19 protein-coding genes are annotated in these 19,876 nt (G+C 40.6%); 10 read left to right on the forward strand and 9 right to left on the reverse strand.

The features are described from left to right. Window positions 1-277: 277 nt before the first annotated feature. The 3 genes from AC1F2U_RS07810 to AC1F2U_RS07820 all read left to right on the forward strand — a co-directional run bounded on the left by AC1F2U_RS07810 (window position 278) and on the right by AC1F2U_RS07820 (window position 5,593). Complete coding sequence (locus AC1F2U_RS07810) at window positions 278-3,289, forward strand: peptidase domain-containing ABC transporter (RefSeq protein WP_480260586.1); 3,012 nt, start codon at window positions 278-280, stop codon at window positions 3,287-3,289. Window positions 3,290-3,402: 113 nt separating this feature from the next. Further along, the gene (locus tag AC1F2U_RS07815; protein WP_480260587.1) at window positions 3,403-4,986 is read left to right on the forward strand and encodes a beta-barrel domain-containing protein; all 1,584 of its coding nucleotides are present in this window, start codon (window positions 3,403-3,405) and stop codon (window positions 4,984-4,986) included. A 109-nt stretch (window positions 4,987-5,095) separates the two neighbouring features. Continuing rightward, the gene (locus tag AC1F2U_RS07820) at window positions 5,096-5,593 is read left to right on the forward strand and encodes a DUF427 domain-containing protein (protein WP_480260638.1); all 498 of its coding nucleotides are present in this window, start codon (window positions 5,096-5,098) and stop codon (window positions 5,591-5,593) included. A gap of 263 nt (window positions 5,594-5,856) precedes the next feature. On the opposite strand, the gene AC1F2U_RS07825 is transcribed toward AC1F2U_RS07820, so the two are convergent. Continuing rightward, window positions 5,857-6,849, reverse strand: a complete 993-nt coding sequence (locus AC1F2U_RS07825; protein WP_480260588.1) for a metal ABC transporter solute-binding protein, Zn/Mn family — start codon at window positions 6,847-6,849, stop codon at window positions 5,857-5,859. A 772-nt stretch (window positions 6,850-7,621) separates the two neighbouring features. On the opposite strand from AC1F2U_RS07825, the gene AC1F2U_RS07830 reads away from it, so the two are divergent. From AC1F2U_RS07830 to AC1F2U_RS07845, 4 genes are all read left to right on the forward strand, one after another. Beyond that, window positions 7,622-7,957, forward strand: coding sequence for a hypothetical protein (locus AC1F2U_RS07830; RefSeq protein WP_480260589.1), 336 nt, complete (start codon window positions 7,622-7,624; stop codon window positions 7,955-7,957). 485 nt (window positions 7,958-8,442) lie between these two features. Then, the gene (locus AC1F2U_RS07835) at window positions 8,443-8,793 is read left to right on the forward strand and encodes a YtxH domain-containing protein (RefSeq protein ID WP_099101749.1); all 351 of its coding nucleotides are present in this window, start codon (window positions 8,443-8,445) and stop codon (window positions 8,791-8,793) included. An 11-nt stretch (window positions 8,794-8,804) separates the two neighbouring features. Next, complete coding sequence (locus tag AC1F2U_RS07840; RefSeq protein ID WP_480260590.1) at window positions 8,805-9,344, forward strand: DUF948 domain-containing protein; 540 nt, start codon at window positions 8,805-8,807, stop codon at window positions 9,342-9,344. Continuing rightward, complete coding sequence (locus AC1F2U_RS07845; protein WP_480260591.1) at window positions 9,331-10,023, forward strand: hypothetical protein; 693 nt, start codon at window positions 9,331-9,333, stop codon at window positions 10,021-10,023. Before AC1F2U_RS07840 ends, AC1F2U_RS07845 begins: the two co-directional genes overlap by 14 nt. Window positions 10,024-10,057: 34 nt before the next feature. Here the strand turns inward: AC1F2U_RS07845 and AC1F2U_RS07850 are convergent, their stop codons facing one another. Both AC1F2U_RS07850 and AC1F2U_RS07855 read right to left on the reverse strand, forming a co-directional pair. Then, a complete protein-coding gene (locus AC1F2U_RS07850) occupies window positions 10,058-10,501 on the reverse strand; it encodes a PIN domain-containing protein (protein ID WP_480260592.1) in 444 nt (147 codons plus the stop codon). Continuing rightward, window positions 10,501-10,821, reverse strand: coding sequence for a DUF2281 domain-containing protein (locus AC1F2U_RS07855; protein ID WP_480260593.1), 321 nt, complete (start codon window positions 10,819-10,821; stop codon window positions 10,501-10,503). The genes AC1F2U_RS07850 and AC1F2U_RS07855 overlap by 1 nt, the downstream gene beginning before the upstream one ends. Window positions 10,822-11,181: 360 nt before the next feature. On the opposite strand from AC1F2U_RS07855, the gene AC1F2U_RS07860 reads away from it, so the two are divergent. From AC1F2U_RS07860 to AC1F2U_RS07870, 3 genes are all read left to right on the forward strand, one after another. Then, on the forward strand, window positions 11,182-11,991 hold the full coding sequence (locus AC1F2U_RS07860; RefSeq protein ID WP_480260594.1) for a TPM domain-containing protein: 810 nt from the start codon (window positions 11,182-11,184) through the stop codon (window positions 11,989-11,991). A gap of 108 nt (window positions 11,992-12,099) precedes the next feature. Next, entirely contained in the window at window positions 12,100-12,729 is a 630-nt protein-coding gene (locus AC1F2U_RS07865; RefSeq protein ID WP_480260595.1) for a precorrin-8X methylmutase, read from the forward strand. A 101-nt stretch (window positions 12,730-12,830) separates the two neighbouring features. Continuing rightward, on the forward strand, window positions 12,831-14,243 hold the full coding sequence (locus AC1F2U_RS07870; protein ID WP_480260596.1) for a right-handed parallel beta-helix repeat-containing protein: 1,413 nt from the start codon (window positions 12,831-12,833) through the stop codon (window positions 14,241-14,243). Window positions 14,244-14,431: 188 nt separating this feature from the next. On the opposite strand, the gene AC1F2U_RS07875 is transcribed toward AC1F2U_RS07870, so the two are convergent. From AC1F2U_RS07875 to AC1F2U_RS07900, 6 genes are all read right to left on the reverse strand, one after another. After that, a complete protein-coding gene (locus AC1F2U_RS07875) occupies window positions 14,432-15,118 on the reverse strand; it encodes a phosphate ABC transporter permease (protein WP_480260597.1) in 687 nt (228 codons plus the stop codon). A 32-nt stretch (window positions 15,119-15,150) separates the two neighbouring features. Further along, window positions 15,151-15,987, reverse strand: a complete 837-nt coding sequence (gene dapB, locus AC1F2U_RS07880; RefSeq protein ID WP_460330978.1) for a 4-hydroxy-tetrahydrodipicolinate reductase — start codon at window positions 15,985-15,987, stop codon at window positions 15,151-15,153. A 517-nt stretch (window positions 15,988-16,504) separates the two neighbouring features. After that, window positions 16,505-16,834 carry a hypothetical protein gene (locus tag AC1F2U_RS07885; RefSeq protein ID WP_480260598.1) on the reverse strand — a complete coding sequence of 110 codons (330 nt, stop codon included), beginning with the start codon at window positions 16,832-16,834 and terminating at the stop codon, window positions 16,505-16,507. 111 nt (window positions 16,835-16,945) lie between these two features. Then, window positions 16,946-17,122, reverse strand: coding sequence for a hypothetical protein (locus AC1F2U_RS07890; RefSeq protein ID WP_480260599.1), 177 nt, complete (start codon window positions 17,120-17,122; stop codon window positions 16,946-16,948). A 14-nt stretch (window positions 17,123-17,136) separates the two neighbouring features. Then, window positions 17,137-17,907, reverse strand: coding sequence for a 3-methyl-2-oxobutanoate hydroxymethyltransferase (gene panB / locus AC1F2U_RS07895; RefSeq protein WP_480260600.1), 771 nt, complete (start codon window positions 17,905-17,907; stop codon window positions 17,137-17,139). Window positions 17,908-18,020: 113 nt separating this feature from the next. Then, a complete protein-coding gene (locus tag AC1F2U_RS07900) occupies window positions 18,021-19,127 on the reverse strand; it encodes a ligand-binding sensor domain-containing protein (protein WP_480260601.1) in 1,107 nt (368 codons plus the stop codon). Between the last annotated feature and the right edge of the window lie 749 nt (window positions 19,128-19,876).

A 19,876-nucleotide genomic window follows, 5' to 3' on the forward strand; every position in this document is an offset into this window, starting at 1 on the left:
AATTTTGTATAAATTATGTAGCGTTAACCAAGTGATAACTTGTCCTCGATCTATTTACAGTATGCTTTATTTTGAAAAGCCCATAACAATCTTAACGGTGTGATATAAATACAGGTCTGCAATTAGACGAACTTGTCCTCTGTGCTTTTACATATTTAAATACTTGAATTCCGCAGAAGTATTGTCACTGATGGCATAAAACCAAACACTGCCACTGTTAGTAAAAGAGATAGCCCTTAATATTTTCGACTTAATTCCTCACTTTTACTTGTTTTATATGACTTATATTAAGAACACTTTTCCCGAATTTCTCACCGCCCTAGAGGGGTTTGAGCAGTTGCCAGATGGTGCGATCGCTAATCTATCAGAACAACTGCAAGCCTGGCGCTATCGCATAGGCCAGAAAATCATTGGTAAAGAAAGTCTCCCGGAACACATCACCATAATTTATGAGGGACAAGTGCGCCTGTTGGGATACGACCCCCAGACGCAAATGCCAATCACCCTAAAATTACTGCAACCAGGGGAAATTATCGGTGAAATTGGTTTGTTGCGCGATATCGCCTGTGAAACAGCGATCGCTTCCACCGAAGTAGTATGTTTAACCTTGAGTGCAACAGCATATTTTAGCTTTTTGGCTTCATACCCAGCTTTTGCCGAAGCTCGTAAGAACCGCAGTTCTTTGGTAGAAGTTTTCGATATTCTCGCTTCCCATTGGCAAAAGCAAGCGATCGCTACTTTAAATCTCAGAGAACTGGCAGAAAAAGCCTTACCACAGGCGAAAGTACATTATCTACCTTCAGGAAAAACTCCATTTAACCAACTGGATAGCAAAAGCGTTTGGTTTGTGAGTGGCGGTGGTACAGTCACGAATTTCTCACCTGGCGATCGCCTAGAACCAGACGATGACAGAGACAAAATTCAGGTCATCGGTCAAAACCCCGCACGGTTGCTTGGCATACATCCGTCAGATTTGATCTTAGAAGATAATCATGAGATAGAAATTGCGGTAACTGAAACCAGAGTAGATAGAGACAGCGCTGACGACCTAGATATTATTCCCTACGCATCAGACGAAATAGTTCCACAGACAGCCCCCCAAAATTCAAAGAATTCGTCAAAACAAAAATACCCATTTTTTGGCGGTAAAGGAGAACTAAATTCAGCCTTCGCCTGCTTCCAAATGATCGCGAAGCACCTAGAAATGCCGTTTCGGAGAGAGGTGGTTCGCCGCATCTTAACTGAGCAAATCAAACGTCAGGGGACTATATCGTTTCAAGTTACTGCTTACCTGGCAGAGTTAATTGGACTGAAGGCGCAGTTGATAGAGTTACCAGTCGCTTCAGTCACGCGCATTCCCACACCTGCGCTGATTCACTACGGTGATAATTTTGCCGTTTTATACGAAGTAGATGCCAATACCGTGGTTGTGGGTGTTCCATCCAAAGGAATTGTACGCTGCAAACCCGCTCAATTGGTTGAACAATTAGATGTCGATCCAACTGACTTTCCGCCCAAAGTTCGGGTATTACTGCTGACTGCTACCAACCAAACACCCCAAGAACGCTTTAGTTTACGGTGGTTTCTGCCCTATTTGTCAAAGCACCGTCGAGTCCTGATAGAGGTTTTTATCGCTTCCTTTTTCGTGCAGTTGGCAGCGTTGGCAAATCCGCTAGTAGTTCAGTTAATTATTGACAAAGTTATCACTCAAAATAGTATTGGTACACTACATATTTTGGGGATTTTGCTATTAGTAGTCGGACTATTTGAAGCAGTGTTGACTACTTTACGAACCTACTTATTTGTCGATACAACTAACCGGATCGATATGGGTTTAGGGTCGCAAATAATTGACCACTTACTACGTCTACCGTTGCGCTATTTTGAACGCCGACCGGTGGGTGAACTTTCCACTCGCATCAACGAACTAGAAAATATCCGCCAATTCCTCACGGGTACTGCTTTAACAGTGGGGTTGGACGCTCTGTTCTCGGTAGTTTATATCGGTGTGATGCTGATTTATAGTTGGCAACTCACCTTAGTTGGCTTAAGCACAATTCCTGTGTTTGTCGTGATCACCTTAATTGCTTCTCCTACCATTAGCAGACAGTTACGTGCCAAAGCCGAACGCAACGCCGAAACTCAATCTTATTTAGTGGAGGTGATGTCAGGCATTCAAACAGTAAAAGCGCAAAATATCGAATTGCGATCGCGCTTTTCCTGGCAAGAGCGTTACGCCCGATTTGTCGCTGCTGGTTTTAAAACAGTTGTGACTTCTACCCTCGCCAACTCTACTAGCAACTTTCTCAACAAACTTAGCAGCTTACTAGTTTTGTGGGTAGGAGCTTATTTAGTACTGCAACAAGAATTAACTTTAGGCGAATTAATTGCTTTTAGGATTATATCGGGTTATGTCACCAGCCCAATATTACGTTTAGCTCAACTCTGGCAAAGCTTCCAAGAAACTGCCTTGTCTCTAGAGCGTTTAAGCGATATTGTCGATACCCCACAAGAAGGAGAAACAGACCGCTACAATATACCCTTACCTACCATTAAGGGAGCAGTAAAATATGAAAATGTTTCCTTCCGGTTTGGCACAAGTGGCCCTCTGCAACTTTCTAATGTCAACCTGGAATTTGCGCCAGGTAAATTTATCGGCATCGTCGGACAAAGTGGATCTGGTAAAAGTACGATGATGAAATTACTGCTGAGACTTTACGAAACTGAGTCTGGCAGAATTTTGATTGATGGTTATGATATTGCCAAAGTGGAACTTTATTCGTTGCGACGACAAATTGGCGTAGTTCCCCAAGAGACATTATTGTTTGACGGCAGCGTTCAGGAAAATATTGCCCTAACCAATCCCGATGCCACAACCGAAGAAATTATCGAAGCGGCTCAGGTTGCGTGCGCCCACGAGTTTATCATGAACTTACCAAACGGTTACAACACGCGGGTGGGAGAACGGGGTTCTGCACTTTCAGGTGGACAACGACAAAGAATTGCGATCGCTCGTTCAGTTTTACAACGACCAAAATTATTAGTTTTAGACGAAGCAACTAGCGCATTAGACTATCCCACAGAACGGCAAATATGTCTCAATTTAGCCAAAGCATTTAAGGGCGATACAGTATTTTTTATTACCCACCGATTGAATACCGTCAGTAATGCAGATATGATTGTTGTGATGGATAACAGCAGGGTTATAGAACAAGGTAGCCATCAAGAATTAATGGCTACTAAGGGTCACTATTATTACCTGTATCAGCAACAAGATGTAAACTTGTAATTAGTCATTATTGAGGGCAAAGGTTTTTGGCATCGGGAAACATTGCCCAACCCACAAAAAATTCAAAATCGTTCGACTGAACGCTCACGACAAGTCCAAAACCCAAAATCGTTATGACTCAACTTAATGGAAATCACCTCAACGGCAATCACAAAAACGGCAATCACAAAAATGGAGTGAAGCACGATTCACAGATACTGACAAAACAACAAAAAGCTGCTCAAGAGTCTTTAACTAACTTAAACAATCTAGAATTTGAGCAATCTATTGTCTTGCGCCAATCTCCAATTTGGTCGCGTACAATCATGATTACACTAGTGGGGCTAGCCTGCTTTGGTATTGGTTGGACTTATTTTGCAAAAATTGAGCAAGTAGTGCCAGCAACCGGGCAATTAAAACCCCAAGGAACAGTCAAAGAAGTTCAGGCTCCTGTGAGTGGAGTGGTGAAAACAGTTAATGTAAAAGATGGACAAGAAGTGAAGCCAGGTGATTTACTGGTAACTTTTGATTCCATAGCCTCTGTTGCCGAATTAAATTCTTTGAATAAAATTCGCCTTGCATTAATGAAAGAAAACCAGATTTATCGCCGATTGATGAATGCAAGTACTGCCAATGGATCTGAACTGTTATATTTGCGCGGTAATTTGCCACAAGAAACAGCTTTTCTGTTGAAAAGTCGGGCAGCATTAGTAGCAGAAAATGAATTATTCCGCACTCAATTAAAAAATTCTGGTCAAGATTCTGGAGTTGGAATTGATGAACAACAACTTCTACGAGTTGCCAAACAGGAATTAGACTCTCGGTCTTCTGCGGCGCGATTAGAAGTAGAAAAGACCAAAAAACAACTAATTCAAAATCAAATTAAGCTGGCAGATAGTAAATCAAGTTTAGCCATTCAAGAGGGGATTTTAAATAAGCTGAAGATATTAGCAGAAGAAGGTGGAATTTCTCAACTTCAGTATCTCAATCAGCAACAAGAAGTTCAAAACCGCACGGCAGAAGTAGCGCAACTAGGTGAAGAACTGAAACGCCTCCAGTTTGATATAGAAAAAGGACAACAAGAGTTAAGCAATACGGTGGCTGTTTCTGATAAAAACATTTTGGATAAGATAGCTGAGAACAAACAGCAGATTGCTACAATCGATAGCCAATTCATGAAAGTTGTGCTGGAAAATGAGCAGCGTTTGGCAGATGTCAATAGTAAAATATCTCAATCACAGTTAAACGTTAAATATCAAGAACTCCGCGCACCTGTAGCTGGAACAGTTTTCGATTTGCAAGCAAAAAATCCTGGATTTGTCGCAACTCCAACTACAAAACTGTTGCAAATTGTCCCCAATGAAAACTATATCGCTGAAGTTTTCATCACTAACAAAGATATTGGGTTTGTGCGAAAAGGTATGAAAGTAGATGTCAGAATTGACTCCTTTCCTTACAGTGAGTTTGGCGATATCAAAGGAGAAGTGACTGGGATAGGTTCAGACGCATTACCGCCAGACGAAACCCATCAGTTTTATAGATTTCCGGCAAAAGTCTCATTAGATAGACAATCTCTAATGATTAAGGGCAAAAAAGTTAACTTGCAATCAGGTATGTCCATCAGTGCCAATATAAAAGTGCGCGAAGAACGGACTGTGCTTAGTTTATTCACTGAGTTGTTTACCAAGCAAGTTGATGCTCTTAAACAGGTACGATGAAGAGGGTTAAGTTAAAAGAACGCAGTCACTTCACAAGGAGAGTTGCTGCTTCATTAAGTACATTAGTACTAAGTACTTTTTCCTCTTTCAGCACTCAACACTCTTGATGATGGTTAATTTTCAACGCATCGAACCCGCTCCCGGACAAGAATCAGTTTGGGATTACCCCCGTCCTCCTCTTTTGGAGGACACAACCAAACATATCCAAATAATCTTTAACGGAGTAGTAATTGTAGATACTCATAGCGCCAAACGTGTTTTAGAAACTAGTCATCCTCCTTCTTACTACATTCCCCCAGCGGATATCAAAATGGAATATCTACAGATGACTCCGCAATCTAGCTTTTGTGAGTGGAAGGGAAGTGCTAGTTACTACACAATCCGAGTTGGTGATAAACAAGTCCATAATGCTGCCTGGTTCTACCCCAAACCCACACTAGCTTTTGAATCTATCAAAGACTATGTAGCTTTTTATGCTCATTTAATGGATAAATGCTACGTTAATGGCGAAGAGGTGCAACCACAACCAGGTAACTTCTACGGCGGTTGGATAACCAGTGATATTGTTGGGCCATTTAAAGGCGCTCCTGGTACTTGGGGATGGTGAGTCGATTTTGGATTTTAAATAGCGAAACAATATCCTAACGATATCATTGGATATTATGGATGGGAAAGATGGGTTGATCAAAGAGATACAAAAGAAAGGATTGGTATAGTGGACACTTGATAAATCTGAATAACCAATCTCTTTATACCCATCTTTTGTAATATTTAAAACTCCAATTCTGGCTTCCAAAGATAGACTAATAACCCAAGTTTTATTAAATCTCAAAAAATCCGGTTTCTAGGATTACTAAATTGATGTTCTAGCTACCTAGCAGCTTTTCTTTCAAACATCAAATACGTCCCTCCTAGTCCTTCTACAATTGTACGTGTATTGGCAATCATCATTTTCTGATAAGTGTCCGCGTCGCTTCCTGGTTCACCAAGTCCCTCAGTATACAGCTTTCTGTCAGAAATGTTCACTTCAGCTTCTGTGGCTACAGATTGAATCAAATTAGGATTAATTTCCACTTCCGCAAAAATTGTTGATACTTTAGCCTGTTTAATGTTTGTAGCCAAATTATTGACTCGTTCGGTTGTCAGGTTTTCTTTAGTACTAATACTTTGCAATCCTCCTGTCAATGAAATACGGTATGCTTTGGCGTAATAACTCAGTGCATCAGAGGTTGTAACCAACTTACGTTCTTTGTTAGGAATACTGGCAATTCTTGACTTAATCCAGCTATCTAGTTGAGTGAGTTCATTGGTAATTTTTTTAGTATTACTGCTATAAGCCTCTGCATCACTAGATTGTAATTTTCTCAAATTACTATTAATTACCTCCACCATTCTGATAGCATTTTTGGTATTGTGCCAAACATGAGGATCGGTTACATTCTTACCACCGACCTGAAATTTTTGTGGCTTAAGCACTGCCAGTTGAGCGACGGCTATTTTTGGTATAGGGTTTTTAGTCGCTTTAATTAACTTAATCAGATTTGGTTCAAAATTGTAACCATTATAAAGAATAAGATTAGCTTGTTCAATGGCTTTACGATCTTCCGGTTTTGGTTTATAAAATTGGGGGTCGGCAGTAGGGGAAATTAAGCAGGTAAGGTTAACTGTATTTCCGGCAACCTGCCTGGTTAAGTCACACAGTACGCTTGTAGTCGCTACAACTTGGGGAAGATTCTCATTTACCTGGGTGTTAGTCTGAGTGAATGTAGTTCTTACAGCTTGATTTCCACACCCAACAAATCCAATTGTCAAGGCAGTAAGAATAGTTGGGAAGAAATTATTCAATGGTGATTTTTTTGACATCCTCAACTCCTACTGGATGTATAAAAAAAGATAATCATTATTGGTAAAGTATTAGTAAAATACCAGGGAAAAGTCTTTAGCGGGGAAGAGATTAAAGGCTAAGGGGGAAGCCTTCGGCAAAAAAAGGGGTAAAGGTTAAGGGAAGAGGAATTAAGAGACTTTCTCCTCTATCACTTATCTGTTTCCCAAGTCCACACCCAGCAATTTTTGGTTGGCGATCCACTAGTGAGGTTTTTAGAGGCAAAATATTAGTTAACTGCACACGACAGACTGGAAAACTGGTAGAGGTAGGAGCACAATAATAAAGACAATGCTAGGGAGTCTCCAAGGAGTGTAGTGTAGTTCTCTCACCATCTGTTGAAGGGTCTATACCATTGTGCTTACATCCCACAAAGCTCGCAAATTGACTAGGATTATCAGGTTAAGGAATGGAAGGTAGTAATGATGGGGCTTATGGAGCATACGGGTTGATTTCGCAAACCGAGTCGTGAATCTAAGGCAATTGTAGCTGTGGTTTTGCGAGGTGTGGACATATCATTGTTACAAAATTGGCAAATTGGTGATTTTTTAGCCATCAGCCTTTGTTACACTAATTTTTACCTAGTAAAGCCTTTGAATATTGCTTAGAGCATTATCTAACTACTTTTTATTGCCAGAATCCGGGATTTACTTTGTGACATAAATTTTATCCTCTAGTTTATTCATCATTAAATAAGAGCCAAATCAAGTATATAGAACAATTCCTCAAAGCTAATATTGGTCAAGATAAACAATGGTAATTTTAGTTGTCATAATTAACACCCTGATTTCACTGGTACTAATTTATGTGGCTTGGCGGGTGTGGCAACTTAAACAGCAGCTAGCATATATAGCAGATAAGTTAACCGCCTATGAAAGTTGTACCAATGCAGCACTGAATAAAGCACCTGAAAATATTTATCTCAGCCAACAGAATATTTATAACTTACGGCAGAGAAATCAAGCGCTACAAATACAAATTCAACAAGTGCGGCAAATTATCAGTCTACTTTTGCTAGGGCGGCAAATCTGGCAGCGTTATTTTTCGAAGCTAGAGTTAATATCTGGGAAAAGAACAGTTGCAAAATGAGTTACAGCAGAATTCAGAATTCAGAAGTAAAACACGCTTTATACCTGGGTAACATAATTAGCTTGTGTACCTCACCAACTTGAAATCTGCTGTATATGAACATTTATGGGCTGACGGGGGAACAGGCAGAGAAGTCCCTAGTAAGATCCCATAGAGTGTATTGACTTCTAGCGTAGGCATAGCCCGCCGCAGGCATCGCCTCCTCTTTCCATACCCTCAAAGCTTGTTATTTAAGAGCGTCGCCATCAGTAGAAGGGTACGGAACTACTCAAGACATAACCCAAAGAGATGCCCACCAGAGGTATCAAAACTTTGAGAGATACGGAGAGTTTTGAATTACAAGCAATTAATGCTTTTAGTATTAATGAATAAAAGCAACTTTTCTAACTGATATTTTGTCACCATAAATTAACTGAATAAAATCGGTTGAGTCTTACAAGGGGAGAAAACCCACCTAAAATGGGTGTAAGGAGAGAAACAATAAGATGTCTAATAACCGTTCTGGAGTATTTTTTGGCGGTTTGATGCTGGGAGCTACCATCGGTGCTTTGACCGGTTTACTCGTAGCTCCACGCACAGGGCGCGAAACGCGTAAAATTTTGAAAAAATCTGCCAATGCTATCCCAGAATTGGCAGAAGATTTATCAATGAGTGTGCAAATTCAGGCAGATCGTCTCTCTGCTAGCGCACTGCGAAACTGGGATGAGACTTTAGATCGATTACGGGAAGCGATCGCAGCAGGTGTAGATGCCAGTCAGCGAGAAAGCCAAGTCTTGAAGCGACAAACATCTGTTGAAGACTCAGATTCGCTTCCCCAGCCATTAGAACGCTCATAAATGACATAACCGTGATTGAACCCCTGTTTTGGTTGGGACTTTCCTTACTTTTAGTCGCCACAAGCCTGACTGCGGTTTTAGTGGCGGCGATACCGGCTTTGCAGGAGTTAGCACGCGCGGCTCGCAGTGCAGAAAAGCTATTTGATACTCTCTCGCGGGAGTTACCACCCACTTTAGAAGCTATCCGCGTAACTGGCTTAGAAATCACTGACTTAACTGATGATGTCAGTGAAGGTGTAAAAAGTGCTAGTCAAGTCGTGAAGCAAGTTGACCAAAGTCTTGATAGTGCAAGAATTCAGGCTCAAAATCTGCAAGTAGGTACGCGCAGCATCTTGATTGGCGCGAAAGCTGCTTGGAAAAACTTCACGCGCCAAAAACCTGTAAGGCGGACGAGCGATCGCTTGCCAAACAATGAAAAACCACCACTAACGTTGCGAGAACGAGAAGTGCTGAGGCATGAAAATCGTCGGAGCAAAGCAGAAGTGTACCGCGCTAATGACGGTTATAACGAGGCTGCTAGCTGGGAAACCAATTTCGATGAGGAAGATTGACCAAACAAAAAAGGGCATTGGGCATTGTTATCTTCCTTGTTGCGGTGTTAAAGTGTGGTATTTCATCAGTTTAAAAAAGCCATTTTTGTTTATGGATAAACTTTGGCGTTGTATTCAGCAATTTGGGAAAACGGGTGAAGCATATTTTAATCAAGCCGTCTTTTTAGGAGAAATGTGCTTGTTTCCAAATTTCTGTCATGAACCAAGTACATACGAGGTTGTTTGCAAATTTGTAAATAGCGTGAATAGCCAATATAAATCTTGGGACAGTTCAATAGGGGATTTATTTGTATTTGCAAAACCTAGCCGATATTGCAGTTTTGATAAAGGCTACATTCGCACTCGTGATGTTGTCAATTTGTGTGACTTTGGCAAATATTTATATCCAGAGGTGGGAAATATACTGGATACACACTATTGGAGTGAATTAGACATTTATCGTCGAGCAGAATATTTTAGTCAAGATAAATTTGAGAAGTTCATAAATTCTAGGTTTAGGAATGAGCCTGATTTTAAAATTTTCTTTGAGACAATAATACAAAGATTGTTCCCCAAATCCAATCATGAAATTACTTTTTATTCTCTTGTTAATGACTGGAACGAGAACACAGCCTTTGCACCATATATTTTAATTGGAGATAGCTGTATTTTAACTATAGCTGAACGATGGGTACTGTAAAGGTAATTATGCAGCTATTACTCTATGCTATAAATCAAATCCAAGATGACAGCGAAAAGCTTCTCACCTGTTGAATTCGCAAAAAGTCACTATCACTGGAAACAACAGTTAAATTATTTTGCAGTGCAATAGCAGCTATCCAAATGTCATTTTCATCAAAACCTAAATCAACAATTTTAGTTTTTCGCCGCTTATTTTTATCTTTGGCTGCAAATTTGTTGAATAAAGCTGCTTTAATTTGACCGTAAATTGTTGCTGTTTGTTCTGTTATGTGGTATGCACGAATATCTTCTAAAAATTCTGTCAAGCGAACCAGATTATTTTCCTTGCGTTGTGATTTTTCCATCATGAATGTCATTTCACCCTGGACAATTACGCAAGTAGCAATGTTATTTTCTCCAACTTCGTTCACGCGACGGACAATATTGGGATCGCCTAAAATAATGGCACTACAATGATTTGTATCAAGTAAATACATTATTCAAATAGGTTTTCGTCATCAAATTTAGCTTGACCACGAGTAGCATATACTGCTTGAAGGCATTCTTCAAAGTCGTCACCTTCCCAAGTGCCAGCGTGTCGAAGAATGGAGCGTCCAGAAGCAGGACGGTATGTAAGTTGCTCTTTATCAGTAGAAGTTTCTATAGAATCCTTTAAAGGGATAAGTTTAAGCGTATCTGGTTCTAACTCCTTTTGTGTATATTTAACCTTAATAGAACGGATCAAATCGAGTGCTTCTGTTAGCAACTCCGGCGGTAAAGTTTCTATTTCTTGGATTAATAATTCTTTGTTAGTCATCTCTCACCTCTAATCATTCCCCTTTTATTGTATGGGGAACTCCGCTATGGCTTAGTCAATTTTGAGTTGTTAAAAACTTTGACGATAATAATTAAAAAGAGGGTGGATGATTTTAGTGTCTATAGCCTCCTCCCCTCTCCCCAGACACGATTATTATTTTAATTAAGGATATTTTGAGTATTTTAACTAGTTGACAAAAATCGCGTTTTGCTTTATATAATTTCCACACTCCCCAAAAACCTTTTGCTTTGATCCCCTAGATTAGAGTAAAGTAAACAAGTGTAAAGAACTATCATTTTTCTAGTACTCTTTTAAAACAACTTGTTCGCTTTTACCGTTAATATTTGTATAAAAACGTCCATGCAATCTTGTTTTTGGCGACGAATTCTAGTATCTATTGCAATATTTTTCCTGGCTGGGTCAATTTGGGTGATGCATTCTCCCCCAGCGCTGGCTTATGACAATCCTGAGTTACTTCCTGACACTTTTACCCCAGTTGTAGATTTAGCAAAATCTCTGGCTGTGCTGCAAGAAGAAAAGCTTGTCAAAGATTTAGAGCAGTTTGAAGCTGATACGGGCTGGAAACTGCGAGTATTAACCCAATATGACCGCACCCCAGGTAGGGCAGTTATAAAATATTGGGGTTTGGATGACAAAAGCATTCTACTCGTTGCTGATTCTCGTGGCGGTAACATCCTCAGTTTTAGCGTCGGCGATGCTGTTTATAAACTTTTACCCCGAACTTTTTGGATAGAACTGCAAACCCGCTTCGGGAATTTGTATTTTGTCCGCGAACAAGGCGAAGATCAAGCGATTCTACAAGCCTTAGAATCCGTTAAAGGCTGTTTGCTCAAAGGGGGTTGCAATGTTGTCCCCGGACTACCACGAGAGCAGTGGATTCTCACCTTGATTACCTCAGTTATTGGTGGGGTGATTTGTGGATTTGCAGCTCAACCCCGCGAAAAAGGACAAGTTTTTGCTTGGCAATGGGCTTTAATTTTCTCACCTTTGTGGGGAATCTTGTTTATTGCCTTCGGCATTGGACCAGTTGTGACACGTACAAGCGACTGGTTGCCTTTAGTTCGCAATATCTCTGGGTTTCTCATTGGCGTCTTGGTTGCCTACTTATCTCCTATTTTCAGTCGGTCTTCTTCTAGTAATGAGTTATGAGTGAGTAGTTAGGAGGAATAGTTTAATTAACTTATAACTGCTAACTCCTAACTCTTAACTCTCTGAAGCTGATAAGCTGAAAGCTAATATTTGAGAAGCTCGACAAAAATGGAATGGCACGTAACTGATGCTCAAAGTTTAGCAATCATTGATAGTGAAATTGGCGATCATGTCTTTTCACCCGCAGAGTATGAGATTGTGCGTCGGGTAATCTACGCCACGGCTGACTTTGAGTATAAGTCTTTGATTCGCTTTTCTGAGCGTGCCTTGCAAGCTGGAGCAGCAGCGCTAGCCGCACGTACCACGATTGTGGTAGATGTGCCGATGGTACAAGTAGGTATTGCCTACGATATTCAAAACACCTTTGCGAATCCAGTGTATTGCAGCATGGAAGCTCTAACACGCCCTCAAAAAGAAAAAACTCGCGCAGCATGGGGAATAGAAACCTTAGCAAAGCGTTATCCAGAGGGAATTTTTGTGGTGGGTCAAGCGCAAACGGCCCTGACTGCACTGGTAGATTTAATTGAAGTTGAGGAAATTAGACCTGCTTTAATAATCGCAACTCCAGTGGGATTTGTAAATGTTGATGAAGCTAAGGAGCGTTTACAAGACTCTCTAGTGCCTCACATTATAATTGACGGCCGCAAAGGTAATGCAGTTGTAGCAGCTGCGATCGTTGATGGGTTGGTAGACTTAGCTTGGCAAGCCTATGGACAAGATAGAAATCGGGGGAACTAGGAAAGTCGGCTCTATTGTATTTTGTATTCAAAAGAGTATTCATCAATCTTTGAATATCCTGATATTTTTGTTAAGTCGTGCCGTTCAAGGAGCCTTTTCTTGTGGTAATTCAAGGTTTCAGTTTAAGCGCATATCTTGCAATTCCTGTGGTATTAAGTCTTTTGGCTGATGGAGAAGGAATAAAAGTATCTTTAGTTAAAAACGTTTATCAGGTATCTAGTAATAAGGAAATTATCTTATCCAACCGTCAGCTAATTAGCACTAGGGCAACTCCAAAAACATACTATGTTAATGGTGTTGGAAATGACACAAATAGCGGACTCTCTACTTCATCCGCCTTTAGGACAATTCAAAGGGCAGCAAATCTGACTAACCCTGGCGATACAGTAATGATTATGAACGGAGTGTATACAAATTTAAGCAAAGCTGGTAGTGCAGTAAGTATTAAACGTTCTGGAACTGCAAAAGCATGGATTAAGTATAAAGCATATCCCGGTCATTTCCCAAAAATTCAGCACAATACATGGAATGGTATCTCGATTTCAAATAAAGCTTCATATATCGAGATAAATGGGCTGGAGGTAATAGGAAATAATGCCAATATAACTCTTGATTATGCGATGAGTCAGAAGACTAACAAACAAAACCCGCTAACGAATGGAAACTGCATCAGTGTGGATGGACGAACAAATGGTCATAGTCACCATATACGTATTGTCAACAACAAGGTACATGGGTGTGGAGGAGCAGGTATTTCCGCTATTCAATCGGACTATGTGACAATAGATAATAACGAAGTGTTTAATAATGCCTGGTATAGCGTTTATGGTACCAGTGGTATTTCGGTATTGAGCAGTTGGAATTTTGACAACAAGCGGGGATACAAGGTGTTTGTTACTAACAACAAAACCTACAACAATCGTATGTATATCCCTTGGATTGCAGTCGGAAAGATTACAGATGGTAATGGCATTATTATCGATAGTACAAGAAATGATGAAAACCCAAAACTGGGTGCATATAAAGGATACACTTTAGTTAGAAATAATCTTGCATTTAATAATGGTGGGTCGGGTATTCATGCATTTTTAAGCGAGCATGTTGATATTGTAAATAACACAGCTGTTTTAAATAATCAGAGTCCAGAACTTAATGGCGGGCAAATATTTGCTTATACGTCGTCTGATGTCAGAATTCTTAGGAACATTCTTTATGCTTTTCCTGGAAAAAATATTAATAATAAGACTAAAAATAAAAACGTTATTTATGATTATAATATTTACATGAATAGCTCTAAGATAAATGTTAAGGGGCCTCACGATATTGTTGCAGGCTCACAATTTTTAAGCAAGTATCCTACTCTAGAAAGAATATCTGGCAATTGGAAATCGCGGTTAGATAAACAAAATCCGCCAACACGGCCTTATGTAGAAACTAATTCGGCAGGTTTTGCCTGCGGGACAGTGACTTATCGTTTGCAAGGAAAACTCATCAAAGTGGGATGCTCTCGTTAGCAAGAAGGCAGGAGAGATTTATCCCGAATTTAAATGCTCGAACTTCCTGGACGAACATTGAGAATTTTTGTGGTTGAGAGCAAACTGCCCAGATATTGGCGATATTTGCCTCGTAATCTCGTAATTATTAAATGACTTGCACCCACCCTACGTAGACGCAAGGTGTAGGTCGTCTACTAATTACTTCTTCAATCCTCTACTCTACGACGCCGCCGACGCGGCTTTTGTTGTTGGTCTTCACGCAAGCGACGACCGACTTCGTTAAAGAAATCCCGCCGCAGATAAGGATAATCGCTAACCCACAGGTCACGATTGGGAAAGTATATATCGCTAAATTCATCAATACTGCTCAAATCTGGGCGATTGGACATCACTACCATTTCTGCAATTTGACCGCGAGTAATAACTTTGTGGGCAGGACGTAATGGTGCTACAAACTCAATGCTAAATCCTGTATCATCACCTATCTCTAAGTTTATCTGTTTTTCTCGGTTTTCTACAATCACCAATTCGCCTTTGTTGTTGACTGTTTCGGTTTTACCTATTAACTGGTCTGTAATCCACCAATCTAGGACTCGACCACGGAAAAAGCCACCGTATTTATAACGGCGGCATTGTAAATTCCGCATACTTGCTTGAAACACTGGATACCACAGCCAAAAAAAAGCGCTAATTACCCCTAGCACAAATACTATTGAAGCAAACTCAAGCTTGAAAATAACTGTTGCAAGCAAAATCACAACTACCGCAACTACAGAAATTAACAGCCGTTGCAAAAAATTTGAGAACTTCCCCCAATAATATTTGTACTGCAAACCAGTGGCAATTAGGGGGACAACTTGTTCAAATTTCTGGCGAGTCAGTGGTACTAACATGAGTGCTAAGTAATGAATGCCCAATTGTGTGTTTAAAGTATCTTTTCTAATCCATATACTAACGACTTTAGCGCTAAAACTTTACGAATCGCTAGTAGCACTCCTGGCATATAACAAGCGCGATCGCTTGTATCATGTCGTAAAGTATAAATCTGTCCTGCTGCGCCAAAAATAACTTCCTGGTGGGCAATCAATCCCGGCAAGCGCACGCTATGAATTCTAATCCCTTCATCTGCGATACTGCCCCTTGCTCCTGGTAATTTTTCCGTTTCTTCTACAAGAGCAGGGTTAAAAGTTTTACCTAACTCCCCTAATAACTGCGCCGTTTGAATGGCAGTACCGCTAGGAGCATCAGCTTTTTGATTGTGATGCAATTCGATAATTTCTACATGGTCAAAATATTTTGAGGCTGCGATCGCGGCTTGTTGCAACAGTACCATCCCAATGGAAAAATTAGGAATAATTAGACAACCAGTGCTAGCTTTGTCGGCAAAATCTGCCAAGTCTTGAATTTGTTCTGGACTTAACCCAGTGGTGCCGACTACAGGACGAATACCGTAAGCGATCGCACTGCGAATATTGTCATAAACTGAATCGGGATGGGTAAAGTCTACAATCACCCCTGGAGGAGACTGTCTGTCGCCAGCCACATACCCCAGCATCGGTTCTAATTGATTGGTAATCGGCACTTCCAAAGGTTCGCTTAAACCCGCCAACTCCCCGGCATCTTTATCTTGATGTTCTAAACTGTAGTCAATTGCACCCACTAAGTTTAAGTCAGGCGCTTGTGCCACCGCCTTAACCACCTCACGGCCCATTTTGCCAGCAGCACCGTTGACAATAACCGGGATAGGAGCTTGATTCGTCATAGGTCGAGAAATACTTTTTGAGTCAACAAGGGAATTGTAAAGACTTTCGCGATCTAGTAGCTAGCTTCTCAAATCTCTGGCTTAATTCCACCTACCCTGAATTGTGCAGCTAATCGTTTAGTTTTTCTACTCCCCAAAAGATCGGTTCTCGTTTTTATTGCACTATCTTACCCAGTAACCCATTTTATTTGCGGATCGTACTGCCTTGATAAGTAGTTCTTATAAAATATATCAGCCTTTGTTTGTCAAGTCTAGTTGACCATTTGTAATATTATTGTTATATTTATTTACATAGCTTAGTAAAGCGCCTTGGTTGCATTGGGTGTTAACTAAGAAAAACAGACTTCGGTATTGCAATATCCCATCGACATTTGGACTTCTCCCATCTACCTCGGCTATCAAGTCGGGGTTTTTTATGTTCTCGATTAGCTGCTTATTTAAAATTTATTTAGTAGTTACTGTTGATTTAGGTTGCAGTACTGCTTAAAGGATTTCCGAAAGACTGAATCAACATGGCTTAGGGCAATTTTTCCCAAAGTGAAATCCAAGTATTCAGTTCCTCGTTTGGAAGAAAATATTTACTCTTAGATAAATATTTAATGATGGATAACCGATTCTTAATAAACCTTAATTTTCTGAAATCTTCAAGTTCGCTATCAAACTTTTTTTGAGTTTCTTCTGGATTCTTGGCTGCTAAAGCTTCTCTCCAACCGGCTGCTTTAATTAATGCTTCTTGGTAGGAAATGTGTAAATTATCGAAAAACCAATTAATAATCAGATATATATCGAGAACCCGATTTCCTGGAATAGCACCAAATTTTAGGATTATGTAAGCTCGTAATGTCATTGAAGAATTTAGATATCGTTCAGAAAAGCTAGGATTATTCTCAGCTAAAAATTCGTAAACTGAAGTTGCTATCTCTGCCCAAGCAAGGCTTTCTGAATGAGATTCATTAGATTATTCATTGGCTAATTCTTGCGCTCTGAAAGTAGAGACTTCAGCCAAACCAAGCCAATTAAATTTTTCTGGTACTTGCTGTTGCTCTGCCCAAACCATTCTCAGCCAAGTTTGTATATGCTCTGCATCTTGTTGAAGTAGAACTCTTAAGAAATTTGTTGCTTCAGTTTCAGCCATAGTTAATGATGAAGTCAAGGAAACTTTCGCTCTCGCACTTCCACAGCGTAATCTTGCACAGCTTTGGTAATCGTCTCGCGCAAATTTGTGTAAACTTTGGCGAATGGTGGATGCTTTTCTGCCAGTCCGAGGACATCTGAGGTAACTAAAACTTGTCCATCGCAGTGAATTCCCGCACCGATACCAATTGTGGGAATACTTAATTTTTGTGAAATCTGCATTGCTAAATCTACGGGGATATGCTCTAACACGAGAGAAAATACACCCGCTTGTTCGAGAGCGATCGCTTCTTGTAAAATCCTCTCACTGGCTTCTTGCGTTTTTCCTTGTTGTCGCAAACCCAGTTGATGTATTGATTGCGGTGTCAAACCCACATGACCCATTACCGGAATTCCAGCTTGTACTAGACGAGCCACAGTTTCGGCCATTGCTGGATAGCCACCTTCCAATTTTACCGCTTGAGCGCCGGTTTCCTTTAGTACCCGCCCAGCTGAGTGCATGGCTTGTTGCAGACTTTCTTGATACGTCAAAAATGGTAAATCTACAACTACTAATGCCCGTTTAACCCCACGGCGCACAGCTTTAGCGTGATATATAATTTCATCCAAAGTAATTGGCAGTGTTGTTTCATACCCAAGAACTACTGCCATAGAATCACCCACAAGGATTAAGTCTACACCAGCTGCGTCCAAGAGTTGAGCGATCGCATAATCCCAAGCGGTCAACGCGACAATTGAACGTCCCTGTTGTTTCCATTGAATTAATTGCTGGGTAGTGATTGCCATTTTTTGAGTGCTGAGTAGTGAGTGCTGAGTTAGAAGTTAAAAGTTAGGAGTAAGGAGTTTTGAATTTAAAAAATTTTTTAACTTATAACTCCTAACTCATAACTCTTAACTAATCATTTAACGGCGCGACTGAAAGCAATATGGGGTTTTGCACTGTCCGTTTTGGGCATTAACCAAGCTAGACCTTCACTAGTGCCAATCCATAATTTATTGCCGATATCAGGTGCAAGGGTAAGAACCCTACTAGAAGGAAGTCCAGCAACTTCTCCATCTAATACAGCCCCTGTATTTGGATCTAATCGTAACAAACCATTATTAGTCCCGACCCAGACACTACCATCTTTAGCAAAACGTATCGCCGTTACATCACGCCCACGCAGGCGAGTTACAGACCGTAACACTGCACCAGTTTTTGGGTTAATAACTAGCAAATTATTCGGCATTCCCGCCCAAATTAACCCTTCTGGACTAATAGCTAAAGCTTGTACAGTTGCCCCTGGTAAATCGGCTATTCGCTTCATAATCGCAGCACTAGCAGTATTTACCCGCACCAATCCATCCAGAGTACCAACCCACAATTGACCTTCAGCATCTAAAGTCAAGGCATTAGCACTGACACCAGGTAGATTTTTTAATGTTGTCATAATCAAGCCTTGGTCGGGACTAATTAGAGCTAAACCGCTATCGGTTCCAGTCCACAAATAACCTCGTTTGTCAAGTAACAGTGACAACACGCGTTTAGAAGGCAAAAATAAATTTTGTGCGGTGATTTCGTTAGTCCGGGGGTCAACTCGCACTAGTCCCTCATAACTTCCTACCCACAAACGTCCTACCTTGTCTTGGGCTAAAGCACCAATGGCAACATTCGGTAAGCTAACACGAGAAATAATCTTGCCGGTTTTAGGATCGATCCGCGATAGTCCCCGCCAAGAACCTACCCAAAGATTACCTGTAACATCTCCCAATAAGTTACCAACACGATAATCAGTTTTTGGTGAATTTTCTTCAACTCCCCGCTCATCAGGCAAAGATTCTACTCGCGGTGGCGGTGCGGAAGATGGGTAAGCGGGGGTTACATCAGATGAATTAATATCAGGGGTTTTTTGCGCCCATCCCATATTTGGCAAAGCTATCAACCCCAGCAAGATAGAAGTAATTAATAAACTAGTACGCTTGTAAAACAATACCACGGTGACATTTCCTTTGGAGACAGTACCCATAGCATTTACCTAAACTGGCTTTGGGTTAATTTCAGTGTTCCCCTAGCTGGGATTTTTCAAACATTGGGGATTGGGGACACAACTCTTGGAGAGGCTACACCAACCACAAGCGGTAGTTGAATGCAGTCGAAACTCAGTGCATCGCTAGGGACTGGGGATTTCTCCATCTACCCGATCTTTTCAGTCCTTTACAGTTATTAATGACATTTTGTAAAGCTTTTGTAACAAAAAGTTTAAATATTTATGTAATAACAAAATTAAATAGATAAGTTAAAAACTTTCAAAGAATAACTTATCGAATTCTTGATATATTGTGAAACAAGTTACAAATTACGTGGTGTGCAATTCTTTTATCTTTTGCTCACCACTCTGCTAAATCTGTGTCAAGTAAATTCTTTTCTGGTATCTTTTCCATCAAAGGTCAAGATATAGGGAGTGTAAAGGCGGGAATGTGTGCCAGCCAGCCCAATCCCCTGAATACCCTAATTTATGGGGGAATTATCTAAATCAAGCCGCAAAAAGCGGAAGTTTTGGTGAAATTGAGAAGGTTTAGTTGGGTGCGAAGAAGAAGTAAAAAAGAATTTTGATTTTTAGCAAGAGGAAACAGTAGAAGCGCTAGGTGGTGTACCCCTAGAAGGGGAAACACTGGTGAGGAGGGCTACCACCGCTATCCATTGTGTCAGCCGCAAAAAAACTGCTAACCTTTGCCAAAGGCAACTCCTAACAAAAAATTTTTCTGATCTTCCCCT

Source organism: Nostoc sp. LEGE 12454 (assembly GCF_056620565.1).